We start from the raw sequence: 14625 nt of genomic DNA on the forward strand, positions 1-14625 counted from the left end.
TCGGTCGCCTCCGGCTCGCAGAATCACGTCCGGCTCGCCGGAATCACTGGTTCCCGCGAGCCGGAGGTCGTTCCGCGTGCCGGAGGTGCTCCACGGCTGGAGTGATCCGGGGGTGCGGCGCGTAGCGTGGGGCGGGTGAGCATCCTCGACGACGCGCTCCTCGAGCGCTTCCGCCTCCGCGCGGCCGACTACGACGCGCGCAACGTCTTCTTCACCGAGGACCTCGAGGAGCTGAAGGCCGCCGGGTATCTGACGATGCTCGTCCCGGCGGAGCTCGGCGGCGGCGGCCTCGGCCTCGAGCAGGCCACGGCCGAGCACACCCGGCTGGCGACGGCCGCTCCCGCGACCGCGCTCGCGACCACGATGCACCTGGTCTGGACCGGGATCGCGAAGGCCCTGCGCGCCCGCGGCGACGTCTCGCTCGAGCACGTCCTCGTCGAGGCGGCGGCCGGGCACGTCTTCGCCTTCGGCAACAGCGAGCCCGGCAACGACCTCGTGCTCTCCGACTCGCTCACCCGCGCGGAGCCGCTCGGCGACGGCGGCTACCGCTTCACTGGAACCAAGATCTTCACCTCGCTCTCGCCCGCCTGGACCCGGCTCGGCGTCTTCGGCCGCGACGACAGCGGGCCGGAGCCGCGGCTCGTGCACGGCTTCGTCGACCGGCCGTCGCCGGACGCGCCGGTGCCGGGGCTCACCGTGCACGACGACTGGGACACCCTCGGCATGCGCGCCACGCAGAGCCGGACCACGGTGCTCGACGGCGTCGAGGTGCCGGCCGCGCGGATGTTCCGCTCGCTGCCCGTCGGCCCGACCGCCGACCCACTGGTCTTCGCGATCTTCGCCGACTTCGAACTGCTGATCGCCTCGGTCTACCTCGGAGTCGCCCAGCGCGCCCTCGAGCTCGGCGTGGCGTCGGCGCGGAAGCGGACGTCGCTCCGGGCCGGCGGGCGGCCGCTCTCCGAGGACCCGGACATCCGCTGGCGCCTCGCCGACGCCGCGATCCTGCTCGACGGGCTCCGGGCACCGCTCGCGAGCGCGGCGGCCGACGTCGACGCGCTCGTGGACCGCGGGGCGGGCTGGTTCCCGTCGCTCGTCGGTGTGAAGATCCGCACCACCGAGGCGGCGCTGCGCATCGTCGAGAGCGCGGTCCGCGTCTCGGGCGGCTCGTCCTACCGCCGCGACTCCGAGCTCTCCCGGCTCTACCGCGACGTGCTCGCCGGGCTCTTCCACCCCTCCGACGACGAGTCCGCGCACGGGCTCTTCGCGAACGCGCTGCTCGGGCCGGTGCCGCCGCGGGAGTGAGCGGTGGACGTCCGGCATCGCCTGTGGACAACTCCGGCGTGCGCGGGGCGATCGGCCCTACAGTCTCCGGATGCACCGGCTCCAGGACCTCTCGGCAGCGCTCGTCGGCGCGGTCCTGCTCGGCGCGATCGGGCTCGCGCGGGTCGAGGGGCGGGCGGCGATCGTCGTCCTCGTCGTCGCCGCGGCCACCGTGCCGCTCGTGCTCGCGGACGTGCGCGAGCGGCGGCTGCCGAACGCAATGACGGTGCCGATCCTGCTGGCGGGGCTCGCGTCGATGGCCGGCGGGTCCTCGGTCGGCCGGGTGCCGTCGGAGCTCCCCGCCGCGCTGGTGACCGCGCTCGCGCTCGGGGTGCTGCACCTCGCGGGCGGGCTCGGCCGGGGCGACGTGAAGCTCGGGACGGGGCTCGCGCTTCCGCTCGCGGCGGGCGATCCGGGGCTCGCGCTGGCCGCGCCGGTGCTGGCGTTCGTCCTGGCCGGCGCGTGGAGTCTGCCGTCGGCGCTCCGCGGCGGGGGCGAGCGGATCCCGTTCGGACCATTCCAGCTCGCCGCGTTCTGGCTCGTCATCGTCGGCGCGTGACGGGCGAGCCTCGGACGCTGGTCAGCACGGTCGCGGAGGTGTAGACCGGTGCCGAGCGAGGAGGCCGACATGGCGGACGGCGGCGGAGACGACGGGACGGACAGCGGGAGCGCGGTGCGGGAGCGGCGGACGACCTGCGCGATCGTGGGCGGTGGCCCGGCAGGCCTGGTGCTCGGTCTGCTGCTGGCGCGGGCCGGCGTCGCGGTGACGGTCCTGGAGAAGCACGCCGACTTCCTCCGCGACTTCCGCGGCGACACGGTGCATCCGACGACGCTGGGGCTGCTCGAGGACCTCGGGCTCCTCGACCGGTTCGAGGCGATCCGGCACTCGAGGGTGGAGCGGGTGACGATCCCCGGCCGCGACGGGCGCGACGTGGTGATCGCGGACTTCGCGCGGCTGCCGGTACGCCACCCGTACGTCGCGATGGTGCCGCAGTGGGACCTGCTCGCCCTGGTCGCCGAGGCGGCGCAGGCCGAGCGCCGCTTCACGCTCCTCACCGAGCACGAGGTGACCGGCGTCGTCCGCGAGGGCGGGCGGGTCGTCGGCGTCGAGTACCGGTCGCCGGCCGGGGAGGGGCGCCTGCTCGCCGATCTGACCGTCGCCTGCGACGGGCGCTGGTTGGCGGTGCGCCGGGCGGTCGGGCTGCGGGTGCGGTCGCTGCCGGTCGGCTTCGACGTCTGGTGGTACCGCCTGCCGACCGCGCGGGCCGTGGGCGAGTCCCTCCTGCCGCGGATCGGGCGCGGGCGGGTGTCGATCGCGATCCCGCGCGACGGCTACCTGCAGATCGCGCGGCTCGGGCTGAAGGGCACCGATGCCGCCGTCCGGGAGCGGGGGATCGCGGCGTTCCGGGCGGAGGCGGCCGAGCTGCTCCCCGAGGTCGCCGAGGACGTGGCGGGGATCGCGTCGATGGACGATGTGAAGCACCTCGACGTGCGGCTCGAGCGGCTGCCGCGCTGGCACGCTCCGGGGGTGCTCTGCCTCGGCGACGCGGCGCACGCGATGTCGCCGGTGGGCGGCGTCGGCATCAACCTGGCCGTGCAGGACGCGGTGGCGGCGGCGCGCCTGCTGGCCGGGCCGCTGCGCCGCGGCGTCCTGCGGACGGCGGCGGGCGACCGCGTGCTCGCCCGGGTGCAGCGCCGGCGCGCGCTGCCCGCGGTGCTGATCCAGTCGCTGCAGCGGGTGCTGCACGCACGCCTGATCCTGCCGGCGCTGGCCGGGCGGCTCTCAGGGCCGCCGCCCGCGCTCGCTGCGCTGCTCCGGCTGCTGCCCGGGCTCGCCGTCGTGCCGGCGGCACTGGTCGGCATCGGTCCGCGGCCCGAGCGCGCGCCGTCGTGGGCGCGGCGGCCGGCCGCGCGCTGACGGCGGCGGGTCTCGATACGTCCCTGCGGGGCTACTCGACCAGCATGCGCGGGCGCCCGTCGCGCGACGGCCGACCCTTCATGTTGATCGAGTAGCCCGCGGAGCGGGCGTATCGAGATCCGCCGGTGTCCGGAGGGTGAGTCTCGATACGCGCCTGCGGCGCTACTCGACCAGCAGGGAGGCCGGCTCAGCCCGGGTGGGTCATCGACATGACGTCGAGGGCGCTGTCGAGCTGCTCCTCCGTCACCTCGCCGCGCTCGACGAAGCCGAGGTCGACGACGGACTCGCGGACGGTGATGCCCTTCGCGACCGAGTTCTTCGCGACCTTGGCGGCGGCCTCGTAGCCGATCACCTTGTTCAGCGGCGTGACGATCGAGGGCGAGGACTCGGCGAGGGCGCGCGCGTGCTCGACGTTCGCCTCGAGGCCGTCGATGGTCTTGTCGGCGAGCAGCGTGGCCGAGGCGGTGAGCAGGCGGATCGACTCCAGCAGCGCGGTGCCCATCACGGGGATGGCGACGTTCAGCTCGAAGGCTCCGGAGGCGCCGGCCCAGGCGATCGTCGCGTCGTTGCCGATCACGCGGGCGCAGACCATCAGGACCGCCTCCGGGATCACCGGGTTCACCTTGCCCGGCATGATCGACGAGCCGGGCTGGAGGTCCGGGATGCTGAGCTCGCCGAGGCCGGTGTTCGGGCCGGAGCCCATCCAGCGCAGGTCGTTGTTGATCTTGGTGAGGCTGACGGCGAGCACGCGGAGCGCGCCGGACGCCTCGACGAGCGAGTCGCGGGCGCCCTGCGCCTCGAAGTGGTTGCGCGCCTCGGTGACGGGCAGGCCGGTCTCCTCCGCGAGGCGGGCGATGACCTTCGCCGGGAAGCCGGCGGGCGTGTTGATGCCGGTGCCGACGGCGGTGCCGCCGAGCGGGACCTCCGCGACCCGGGGGAGGGCGGACTGCACGCGCTCGATGCCGAGGCGGATCTGCGCCGCGTAGCCGCCGAACTCCTGGCCGAGGGTCACGGGCGTCGCGTCCATCAGGTGGGTGCGGCCGGCCTTGACGACCTCGGCCCACAGCTCGGCCTTGGTCTCGAGGGCCTCGGCGAGGTGCTCGAGGGCGGGCACCAGGTCCTGGATCAGCGCACCGGTCACGGCGACGTGCACCGAGGTGGGGAAGACGTCGTTCGAGGACTGCGAGGCGTTGACGTGGTCGTTCGGGTGCACCGGGCGGCCGAGCGCGGTGGTCGCCAGGGTGGCGAGCACCTCGTTCATGTTCATGTTCGACGACGTGCCGGAGCCGGTCTGGTAGACGTCGATCGGGAAGTGCTCGCCGTAGCCGCCGCCGACGACGAGGTCGGCCGCGTCGGCGATGGAGCGGGCGATCTCGCCCTCGAGCACGCCGAGATCGGCGTTGACGAGGGCCGCGGCCTTCTTGATCCGGGCGAGGGCCGCGATCTGGGCGGGCTCGAGGCCGGCGCCGGAGATCGGGAAGTTCTCGACCGCGCGCTGCGTCTGCGCGGCGTAGAGCGCGTCGCGCGGGACGCGGACCTCGCCCATCGTGTCGTGCTCGATGCGGAAGGCGTCGTCGGCGCCGGAGTCGGTCGGGGAGGTGTCCACCACGCTGTGTTCGTCCTGTTCTGTTCGGTTCATCGGTTCGGAGAGAGGAGGTCGAGGGCCGGCTACTCGGCGGCCGGAGCGGTCGCGTCGGGGCTCGACACGCTCTGCAGGGGGCTGGAGGTGCGCTCCTGCTCCGAGCGGTACGGGCTCATCTGCGGCGGGTCGATGCCGAGGACCACGTCGGAGTCGACGGTGCCGTCGGCGAGGCGGTAGTTGGCGCCGACGACCGCGAGCTCTCCCGCGGCGACCGCGTCGGCGATGAGCGGGGAGCGCTGCAGCAGCTCGGCCACCGTGTCGCGGAGGTGCTCGCGGCCGACCGCGAGGGCGTCGGTCGTCGACGGGTCGACGAGCACGCGACCGTCGGGCTGCGGGCCGACGATGCGGCGGACGGCCGGGATGATCGGCTCGATCAGGTGCTCGATGTGCGGCGGGAGGCGCTCGGCGTCGGGCGCCTGCGACTGGATCGCGGCCTTGACCGCTCCGCACTCGTCGTGCCCGAGGACGAGGATCAGCTTCACGCCGAGCACAGCGACGCCGTACTCGAGCGAGCCGATGATCGAGTCCGCGATGACCTGGCCGGCGTTGCGGACCACGAAGAGGTCGCCGAGGCCGAGGTCGAAGATGATCTCGGCCGCGAGGCGCGAATCGCTGCAGCCGAAGAGCGCGGCGAGCGGCTTCTGCTCGGCGGCGAGCTCGTTGCGGCGCTCGACGTCCTGACGGGGGTGGCGGGGCTCACCGGCGACGAAGCGCTGGTTGCCGCGCAGCATCTCCTTCCAGACCCACGACGGCGGGCGCGATTCGCGCGCGACGGCGATGCTCTGCGGGACCTCGTGCTGGGGACTCGACGGATCGAAGCTCAACGGGACTCCTCCTGGCCGATCTGCGGGGTGATGGCGTCGACGACCTGGCGGATCTCGTCCGTCGGCGCCGTGCCGTAGACGAGGTAGGTGCTGCCACCGGCCGTCGTCTCGAGAGCGTAGGGGCTGTTGCCGGTCTCGCCGGCACCGTCGCGGTGGTCGTAGACCGTCCACTCGCGGCCGTCGATCTGCTCGACGCCGGTCGCCGCGGCGCTGTCGAGCTGGCCGGAGACCCAGCGCTCGTCGGCGTCGAAGCCCTGGCTGACGCCGATGTAGCCGTTCTTCGGCGTGATCAGACCGACGTACCAGTACTCGATCCCGCCGTCCTCGCGAAGCTCGGCCGCGTTCGAGGACCAGGAGTCGGGCATGTCGGGCGCGGCGAGGGTCTCGCTCTCGCCGAGCTGGAACTGGGCGGCGACCGCCGGGACGTCGACGGGATCGCGGACGGTGCCCTCGCCGCGGGGGACGATCAGGACGATCAGCGCGACGGCGCCGACGGTGGCGAGCAGCGAGAAGACGAGGTTGTTGACGGTCTTGCGCTGGCGGTAGAGCCGGGAGTTCTCGGCCTTGCGGGCCGCGGTCTCGGCGGCCGTCTCGGGACGGCCGAGCTCGGCGACGACGCGCGGCGGCTTCTCGCGGCTCATCCGGCGCTCGATCCGCCGGCGGCCGATCCGCCCGAGCGGGCGGCGTCGAGCCGGGCGCGGGCGCCGATCAGCCACTCCTCGCAGCGGGCGGCGAGGGCCTCGCCGCGCTCCCAGAGCGCGAGCGAGCGCTCGAGGGTGGAGCTGCCCTGCTCGAGCTCGGAGACGACGCGGACGAGCTCGTCACGCGCCTGCTCGTAGCTGAAGCCGGAGACGTCGGACTCGCGGGTCGGGACGGGGTCGCTCGACGGCACGGCGGGGGAGTCGGTGCGGGCGTCGGCCATGGGGGTGATCCTATCGATCGGGGCTGCGAGGAGGGCGCGGGCGGGTGGGAGCGGGACGGGTCAGCCGCGGCCGGCGGGATCGGCCGCGGGGCCGGTCGAGCGGGCGGCGACGGCGCCCTCGGCGAGGGTGAGCACGAGCGCCTCGCCCTCGGCCGCGTCCTGCGGGGTGCGGACCACGTGACCGCTGCCGTTCTGCACGATCGCGTAGCCGCGGTCGAGGGTGTGCTGCGGCGACAGCGCGCGGAGGTGGCCGTGCAGGCGCTCGACCTCGAGGTGGGTGCGCTCGATCCGCCGCTCGACCAGCTCGGCGCCGCGGGCGACCCAGCGGGTCAGCTCCTCCGAGCGCTGGTCGACCAGGACCCGGGGCTGCGCGAGGACCGGCCGGGAGCGCAGCTGCGAGAGGCGGTCGATCTCGTGCGAGACGAGTCCGCTGACCCGGGTGGTCATCCGCAGCCGAGCCTGCTGCACGCGGAGCAGTTCGTCGGACACGTCCGGGACGACCCGCTTCGCCGCGTCGGTCGGCGTGGACGCGCGGAGATCCGCGACGTCGTCGAGCAGCGGGCGGTCGGCCTCGTGGCCGATGGCGCTGACGACGGGCGTGGCGCAGGCGGCGACCGCGCGCACGAGGGACTCGTCGCTGAAGCCGAGCAGGTTCTGGAAGTCGCCGCCGCCGCGGGCGATCACGATCACGTCGATGCTCGGGTCGGCGTCGAGGGTGCGCAGTGCCGAGGTCACCTCGGACACCGTGCGCTCGCCCTGCACGGCGGCGTGCACGACGCGGAAGCGGACGGCCGGCCAGCGCAGCTGGGCGTTGCGGAGGACGTCCTTCTCGGCGTCGGAGTCCTTGCCGGTGATCAGGCCGACCCCGTGGGGGAGGAAGGGCAGCCGCTTCTTGCGCGCGGGCTCGAACAGCCCCTCCGAGGCGAGCTGCCGGCGCAGCCGCTCGAGCTTCTCGAGCAGATCGCCGAGCCCGACGTGCCGCATCTCGAACACCTGCATCGAGAGGGTGCCGCCCTTGACCCAGTAGTTCGGCTTGACCAGCGCGATCACCCGGTCGCCCTGTTTGAGATCCGCCGGGAGGCGGGCCCTGACGGAGGACCAGACCGTGAAGCCGACGGTCGCGTCGCCGGAGAGGTCCTTGAGCTTGCCGTAGACGTTGCCGCCGGAGACGCCCCACTGCGTGATCTCGCCCTCGACCCACGCGGTGCCGAGGCGCTCGATCCAGCCCTTGATCTTGCTCGCGAGCAGACCGACCGGCCAGGGAGCATCGGCGGTGGGAGGGGCGTCTGTCATCGGTGCCTTCGCTGGAGCGGGCGGGCGGGGGAGCGGGTGGCGGGCCCGCGACGACAACGGTACGGGATGCCTCCGACACCTCGGCGGCAGCGGCGCCGGACGGGCGCAGGGCCGCCCGTCCGGCCGCCGGTCAGCGGATCCGGCCCTTCCGCGGGGAGCACAGGATGCACCGCGTAGAATCGCGGGGTGAGTGAAGCCCCGATCAGCCTGCCCATGCCGCGCATGCCCCGCGCTACCGGGCGCCTGCGCGACGAGCCCGTCGACGGCGCCAAGCGGGTGCTCCTCGCCGCCCCGCGCGGCTACTGCGCCGGCGTCGACCGCGCGGTCGTCGCCGTCGAGAAGGCCATCGAGCACTACGGCGCCCCCGTCTACGTGCGCAAGCAGATCGTGCACAACGTGCACGTCGTCTCCACGCTCGAGAGCCAGGGCGCGATCTTCGTCGAGGAGGTCGACGAGGTCCCCGAGGGCTCGCACATCGTCTTCAGCGCGCACGGCGTCTCGCCGGCAGTCGTGCAGGGCGCGGCCGACCGGGGCCTCCAGGCGATCGACGCGACCTGCCCCCTGGTCACCAAGGTGCACCGCGAGGCCGTCCGCTTCGCGCGCGACGACTTCGAGATCCTCCTGATCGGCCACGAGGGCCACGAGGAGGTCGAGGGCACCGCGGGCGAGGCCCCCGATCACGTGACCCTGGTCGGCAGCCCCGACGACGTCCCGAACATCGTGGTGAAGGACCCGGACAAGGTCGTCTGGCTCTCGCAGACCACGCTCTCGGTCGACGAGACGATGGAGACGGTGCGCCGCCTCCGCGAGCGCTTCCCGAACCTGCAGAACCCGCCGAGCGACGACATCTGCTATGCCACCCAGAACCGCCAGGTCGCGATCAAGAAGGTCGCCGAGCACGCCGAGCTGGTCATCGTGGTCGGCTCCGCGAACTCCTCGAACTCGGTCCGCCTCGTCGAGGTCGCGCTCGAGTACGGCGCGAAGGCCGCCTACCGGATCGACTACGCCAGCGAGATCAAGCAGGAGTGGCTGGACGGCATCCGCACCGTCGGCGTCACCAGCGGCGCTTCGGTGCCCGAGGTCCTCGTGCGCGAGGTGCTCGACGACCTCGCCGCCGCCGGCTACGGCGACGTCGAGGAGGTCAAGACGGCCGAGGAGGACCTGATGTTCTCGCTCCCCAAGGAGCTGCGCAAGGACGTCGCCGGCAAGCGCGACGCCCGCGGGGCCGGCGGACGCGTGAGCGCCTCCGTCAGCGCCTGACGCTCCGCACCCAGAACGAGAAGAAGGCCGCCGCTCCCGAGGGAGGGCGGCCTTCTCACGTGTGCGGGCTCGGGCGCTAGACGTCCGTGCCGGTCCCGGCGGACATCCGCGAGACGTAGTCGGCGAAGGTCGGATCGCCGAGGATCGCGATGGCCGCGACCGTCAGCGAGAGCACGACCGTCGCGACGATCCCCAGGATCGGCACCAGCACGGCGCGCTTGCCGGCCCGCAGCCGGCGGATCGAGATCCAGACCGCGAACGCGACGATCAGCGCCTGCGCGAGCGCCACGACCAGCCCGAGGGTGCGGGCGAGGTCGGGGGAGGCGTAGGTGCCGATGCCCTGGCTCGTGTAGAGCTCGGAGAGCGTGGTGGCGAAGCTCGACGGGTCGAGCAGCGTCGGCACGGCGAAGAAGACGCCGAGCGCGAGCAGGACGATCGTGATCAGCCGGTCGACGGGGTGCGCGACGGTCTTCGCCGACGGCGCGGTCGCGGGCCGCGGATCGGTCTCGGACCCTCGCGGGTCGGGGACGACGACGGCGTCCTCCGGAGGCGTCCACGACCAGCCGGGCGGCGCGTACTCGCCGTACTGCGGTTCCGGGCGCGGGGAGCCGCTCGGCTGGTCGTGTGCGTTCGTCACGGAGCGGTGCCCTACTTCCCGGAGTGGCCGGCGGAGCCGAGCTGGCGGGTCGCCTCGGCGACGCGGACGGCCATGGCGGACTCGGCGATCTTGCCCCACGAGCGCGGGTCGTAGACCTTCTTGTTGCCGACCTCGCCGTCGACCTTGAGGAAGCCGTCGTAGTTCTTCAGCACGGTGTCGGCGACCGAGCGGCTGAAGGCGTACTGGGTGTCGGTGTCGATGTTCATCTTCACGACGCCGTTGCGGACCGCCTCGGCGATCTCCTCGTCGGTCGAGCCGGAGCCGCCGTGGAAGACGAGGTCGAGCGGGAGGGCCTCGGTGCCGTACTTCTTCTGCAGGCCGTCCTGGATCTCGCGGAGCAGCTCGGGGCGCAGGCGCACGTTGCCGGGCTTGTAGACGCCGTGGACGTTGCCGAAGGTCAGCGCGGCCATGTAGCGGCCCTGCTCGCCGAAGCCGAGGGCCTCGACGGTCGCGATCGCGTCGTCGAGCGTGGTGTAGAGGTGCTCGTTGATGTCGTGCGAGACGCCGTCCTCCTCGCCGCCGACGACGCCGATCTCGACCTCGAGGATCGCGTTGATCGCCTTGACGCGCGGCAGGATCTCCTGCGCGATCTTCAGGTTCTCGTCGAGCGGCACGGCCGAGCCGTCCCACATGTGCGACTGGAAGAGCGGCTCGCGACCGGCCTTGACCTCTTCCTCGGAGGCGGCGATCAGCGGGTAGACGAAGCCTTCGAGCGCGTTCTGCGGGCAGTGGTCGGTGTGCAGCGCGACCGTGACCGGGTAGTTCTTGGCGACCTCGGTGGCGAACTTCGCGAAGGCGATCGCACCGGCGGCGCGGTTCTTGACCGTGTGGCCGGCGAAGTAGTCGGCGCCTCCGGTCGTGACCTGGATGATGCCGTCCGAGCCGGCCTCGGACAGGCCCTGCAGCACCGAGTTGATGGTCTGCGAGGAGGAGACGTTGAACGCGGGGTACGCGAAGCCGCCCTTCTTCGCCTTGTCGAGCATCTCTGCGTACTGGTCCGGGGTAGCGACGGGCATGGCATCTCCTTTGACGGATGAACGGGAGGGGGTCGGGCGAGGCCCGCGTCGGCGTCGAGTCTAGCGAGGCGGCTCCCTGGCATCCCCCGGGCGCGGGGCACGCCTCCGATAGGCTTCGCCCTGGGATGGGGATCCGCTCCGCGGGTCCTGCGACGACGCCGTCTGCACGAACTCGAACGCGAAGGACTCCGCGCTGTGACCGAAATCGACCACGACTCGCTCTACCTCCACCCGGACCGCAACCTCGGCATGGAGCTCGTCCGAGCCACCGAGGCGGCCGCGATCCGCGCCGTCCCCTTCATCGGCAAGGGCGACAAGAACGCCGCCGACGGCGCCGCCGTCGACGCGATGCGCACCTTCCTCGGCACCGTCAACTTCGACGGGGTCGTCGTCATCGGCGAGGGCGAGAAGGACAACGCCCCGATGCTCTACAACGGCGAGCACGTCGGCAACGGCTCCGGGCCGGCCGCCGACATCGCCGTCGACCCCATCGACGGCACCTCGCTGACCGCGGCGGGCCGGCAGAACGCGCTGTCGATGATCGCCGTCGCGGATCGCGGGGCGATGTTCGACCCGTCCGCCGTGTTCTACATGGAGAAGATCGTCACCGGGCCCGAGGGCGTCGGGATCATCGACATCGAGCGCCCGATCGGCGAGAACATCCGCGCGCTGGCGCGGGCGAAGCGCAAGCCCGTCGACGAGATGCGGATCGCGGTGCTGGACCGCCCGCGGCACGCGCAGCTGATCGACGACATCCGCGCCGCCGGTGCCGGGACGCGGCTGCTGCTCGACGGCGACGTCGCGGGCGGCATCAACGCCGCTCGTCACGACTCGCGGGTCGACATGTGCGTCGGCACCGGAGGAACGCCCGAGGGCATCATCACCGCGTGCGCGATCCGCGCGCTCGGCGGCGTCATCCAGGGCATCCTCCGCCCCAAGGACGACGACGAGCGCCAGCGCGCGATCGACGCAGGCCACGACCTCGACCGCGTCCTGCACGCGAACGACCTGGTCCGCAGCGACAACACCTACTTCGTCGCCACCGGCGTGACCAACGGCGGTCTGGTGAAGGGCGTCCGCAAGGAGGGCCACATCATCACCACCGAGTCGATCGTCCTGCGCTCGCGCTCGGGCACGATCCGCCGCGTGACGGCCCAGCACCTCGCGGAGAAGTGGGTCTAGGCCGAGGCCGCCACACGCCGGTCGAGTACCCGCGCAGCGGCGCACCCATGCTGGTCGAGTAGCCGCGGAGCGGCGTATCGAGACCCCGCCGCCATCGGACGGTGGATCTCGATACGCGCCCTGCGGGCGCTACTCGATCAGCATGGTGGGGCGCGCCCTGTCCGACGGTCGAGCCGCCGCGGAGCGGCGCCCACATGCTGGTCGAGTAGCCGCGCAGCGGCGTCTCGAGACCCCGCGGCTCAGGCCGTGCGCTCGTCCGGGGCGAGGAGCTCGACGGCGGTCAGCCGACGGGGGGACGTCGTGACGCCGCCGGCCGGCGCGATCACGCGGGACTCGTCGAGGGTGTCGAACTGGCGCGCGGTGACGAGGACGCGGGTCTCGAGCGAGCCGGCGAAGGCGTTGTAGGAGTCGACCGTCTTCTCGATGGAGCGGCGCAGCCCCTCTGCGTGGTCGGCGAGGGTGGCGAGGCGCGCGTAGAGGGTCTTGCCGAGGTCGAGCAGCCGCTTCGCGTCGTCGGTCAGGACGTCCTGCTGCCAGGTGTAGGCGACGGTCTTCAGCACCGACCAGAGCGTCACCGGCGAGGCGAGGGCGACCCGCTTGCGGAACGCGTACTCCAGCAGCGTCGGGTCGGCGTCGAGCGCGCTGGCGAGCAGCGGCTCGCTGGGGATGAAGGCGATGACGAACTCCGGGCTCGCCGGCAGCCCGGTCCAGTAGGCGCGGCCGGCGAGGGCGTCGACGTGCCCGCGCAGGGCACGCACGTGCGCGCGCAGCAGCCCGGCGCGCCGGGCCTCCTCCTCGGCCCCGGCGCCGGCGGGGATCGCGCTCGCCTCGAGGTAGGCGTCGAACGGCACCTTCGCATCGACGGCGATCGCCTTGCCGCCGGGCAGGCGCACGACCATGTCGGCGCGGCCCTTCCCGCCCTCGCCCTCCAGGCCGAACTGCACGTCGAAGTCGACCCGCTGCGTCAGCCCGGCCGCCTCCACGACGTTGCGCAGCTGCGTCTCGCCCCACGCACCGCGGCTGGCGCTCGAGCGCAGCGCCGAGGCGAGCGTCTCGGTGGTCGAGCGGAGCCTCTCCCCGGCGAGCCGCTGCCCCTCCAGCTGCTCGGTGATGGCGCCGAACTGCGCGGCGCGCTCGCTCTCGAGGCGGCGCACCGACTCCTGCATCCCACGCAGGCTCTCGGCGACGGGGGACAGCGTCTGCAGGATCCGAGCGTCGTGGCGCTCGCGCTCGGCGACGACCCGCAGCTGCTCCTGCAGCTCGCGGATCTGGTCGCGGGCGGAGCCGAGGTGCTCGCGGTGCTGCTCCACGACGGACTCGTGCCGCTCCTCGAGCCCCTCGGCCCGCGCCTGTGCGATGGCCAGCTCGAGGGCGAGCGCGGTGTCGGGAGTACGGGCGCGGGCGAGCAGCACGGCGACGACGGCGGCGAGGAGCGCACCGACCGCGAGGCCGAGGACGAAGCTGAGTTCCATGCGCCGAGGAGACCACGGACCTCCGACATCCGAGCGGCGGCGCTCCGGAGCGGCCGTCCTGCGCCCCGGAGAGCTGCGCTCGACGGGGTGTCCTCCACCGGTTCCCGGGGCGCCGGACACGCGGTCGGACGCTGCCGCGCGGCGCGCGCCCTGCAGCGGATCGTCCGGCGCCCGGCCGCTAGCGTGGAGGGATGAGCCCGGCCGATCCCTCACCGGCCGCCGCCTCCTCGTCCGCCGTCCGACGGCGCCGGGGAGGGACGGCGGTCCTCGCCGCCCTCGGGGTCGTGCTGCTGCTCACCGGAGCCACGGACCTGGGCGCCGCGGCCGCTCCCGCGACGGAGGTGCCCGGCATCCGGATGTGGACGGACCTGGCCGGCGGCGTGGACGAGTCCGGCTTCGACCCGGGCGACATCGTCTCGGACGAGGTCTTCTTCGACGGCGGGGCGCTCGGCCCGCTGACCGTGCAGGCGTTCCTGAACGCGCGGGTGCCCTCCTGCAACGGGACCGACGTCCCCTGCCTGCGCGACTACGCCGAGGACACCGGCGACGTCGCCGCCGACGAGCAGTGCGACGCGTACCTCGGCGGGCAGGACGTCTCCGCCGCGGAGATCGTCAGCGCGGTGGCGGGCGCCTGCGACGTCAGCCCCGCCGTCCTGCTGACACTGCTGCAGAAGGAGCAGTCGCTCGTCACCGACAGTGCGCCGAGCGAGCGGCAGTTCCGCAGCGCCACCGGCTACGGCTGCCCGGACACCGCCGACTGCGACAGCGACTACTTCGGCTTCTTCGGCCAGGTCTACGGCGCGGCCTGGCAGTTCCAGCGCTACCGGAACCCCGACAGCAGCTTCGACTGGTACCCGGTCGGCGAGACCAGCGAGATCCAGTACTCGCCCGACGCCGCCTGCGGGACGGCTCCGGTGCGGATCGAGAACGCGGCGACGGCGGGGCTGTACTACTACACGCCGTACCAGCCGAACGCCGCGGCGCTGGCGAACCTCTACGGCTCGGGCGACGCGTGCTCGGCCTACGGCAACCGCAACTTCTGGCGCATCTTCAGCAACTGGTTCGGCGACCCGCGCGCGGGGGAGTGAGTTGCAGCGGCCCTCGGATCGCCGACCCGG

At 73.3% G+C, this 14625-nt stretch carries 13 protein-coding genes and 1 pseudogene; 6 read left to right on the forward strand and 8 right to left on the reverse strand.

Annotation, left to right across the window (positions count from 1 at the left end):
* Positions 1-126: 126 nt before the first annotated feature.
* The 3 genes from EDF36_RS03650 to EDF36_RS03660 all read left to right on the forward strand — a co-directional run bounded on the left by EDF36_RS03650 (position 127) and on the right by EDF36_RS03660 (position 3238).
* Entirely contained in the window at positions 127-1302 is a 1176-nt protein-coding gene (locus tag EDF36_RS03650) for an acyl-CoA dehydrogenase family protein (RefSeq protein ID WP_123702753.1), read from the forward strand.
* 70 nt (positions 1303-1372) lie between these two features.
* Entirely contained in the window at positions 1373-1879 is a 507-nt protein-coding gene (locus EDF36_RS03655) for a prepilin peptidase (RefSeq protein ID WP_123702755.1), read from the forward strand.
* A 69-nt stretch (positions 1880-1948) separates the two neighbouring features.
* Positions 1949-3238 (forward strand): FAD-dependent oxidoreductase, encoded by a 1290-nt coding sequence (locus EDF36_RS03660; protein ID WP_123732407.1) that lies wholly within the window; start codon positions 1949-1951, stop codon positions 3236-3238.
* A gap of 187 nt (positions 3239-3425) precedes the next feature.
* Here EDF36_RS03660 and EDF36_RS03665 read toward each other — a convergent pair whose 3' ends face one another.
* From EDF36_RS03665 to xseA, 5 genes and pseudogenes are all read right to left on the reverse strand, one after another.
* Entirely contained in the window at positions 3426-4847 is a 1422-nt protein-coding gene (locus tag EDF36_RS03665) for an aspartate ammonia-lyase (protein ID WP_243840057.1), read from the reverse strand.
* Positions 4848-4906: 59 nt separating this feature from the next.
* Complete coding sequence (locus tag EDF36_RS03670) at positions 4907-5611, reverse strand: carbonic anhydrase (protein ID WP_123732408.1); 705 nt, start codon at positions 5609-5611, stop codon at positions 4907-4909.
* Positions 5612-5700: 89 nt separating this feature from the next.
* Positions 5701-6345, reverse strand: coding sequence for a DUF4245 domain-containing protein (locus EDF36_RS03675; RefSeq protein WP_123445420.1), 645 nt, complete (start codon positions 6343-6345; stop codon positions 5701-5703).
* Positions 6342-6626 (reverse strand): exodeoxyribonuclease VII small subunit, encoded by a 285-nt coding sequence (locus EDF36_RS03680; RefSeq protein WP_243582433.1) that lies wholly within the window; start codon positions 6624-6626, stop codon positions 6342-6344. The genes EDF36_RS03675 and EDF36_RS03680 overlap by 4 nt, the downstream gene beginning before the upstream one ends.
* Before the next feature lie 14 nt (positions 6627-6640).
* Positions 6641-7919, reverse strand: a pseudogene (gene xseA / locus EDF36_RS03685) (exodeoxyribonuclease VII large subunit); the annotation flags it as partial.
* Between the two features lie 213 nt (positions 7920-8132).
* Here xseA and EDF36_RS03690 point away from each other — a divergent pair.
* On the forward strand, positions 8133-9179 hold the full coding sequence (locus tag EDF36_RS03690) for a 4-hydroxy-3-methylbut-2-enyl diphosphate reductase (protein WP_123445422.1): 1047 nt from the start codon (positions 8133-8135) through the stop codon (positions 9177-9179).
* 76 nt (positions 9180-9255) lie between these two features.
* On the opposite strand, the gene EDF36_RS03695 is transcribed toward EDF36_RS03690, so the two are convergent.
* Both EDF36_RS03695 and fbaA read right to left on the reverse strand, forming a co-directional pair.
* Entirely contained in the window at positions 9256-9816 is a 561-nt protein-coding gene (locus EDF36_RS03695; RefSeq protein ID WP_123731971.1) for a DUF6264 family protein, read from the reverse strand.
* 11 nt (positions 9817-9827) lie between these two features.
* Positions 9828-10853 (reverse strand): class II fructose-bisphosphate aldolase, encoded by a 1026-nt coding sequence (fbaA, locus tag EDF36_RS03700; RefSeq protein WP_123445424.1) that lies wholly within the window; start codon positions 10851-10853, stop codon positions 9828-9830.
* A gap of 249 nt (positions 10854-11102) precedes the next feature.
* Between fbaA and glpX the strand changes: the two genes are divergently transcribed.
* On the forward strand, positions 11103-12035 hold the full coding sequence (glpX, locus tag EDF36_RS03705) for a class II fructose-bisphosphatase (RefSeq protein ID WP_123445977.1): 933 nt from the start codon (positions 11103-11105) through the stop codon (positions 12033-12035).
* A gap of 239 nt (positions 12036-12274) precedes the next feature.
* Here glpX and EDF36_RS03710 read toward each other — a convergent pair whose 3' ends face one another.
* Entirely contained in the window at positions 12275-13507 is a 1233-nt protein-coding gene (locus EDF36_RS03710) for a DNA recombination protein RmuC (protein ID WP_123731972.1), read from the reverse strand.
* A gap of 191 nt (positions 13508-13698) precedes the next feature.
* Between EDF36_RS03710 and EDF36_RS03715 the strand changes: the two genes are divergently transcribed.
* Positions 13699-14595 carry a hemagglutinin gene (locus EDF36_RS03715; RefSeq protein ID WP_123702765.1) on the forward strand — a complete coding sequence of 299 codons (897 nt, stop codon included), beginning with the start codon at positions 13699-13701 and terminating at the stop codon, positions 14593-14595.
* Positions 14596-14625: the final 30 nt, after the last annotated feature.

Origin of the sequence: Rathayibacter sp. PhB152, from assembly GCF_003751395.1 — a bacterium.
Lineage (GTDB): Bacteria > Actinomycetota > Actinomycetes > Actinomycetales > Microbacteriaceae > Rathayibacter > Rathayibacter festucae.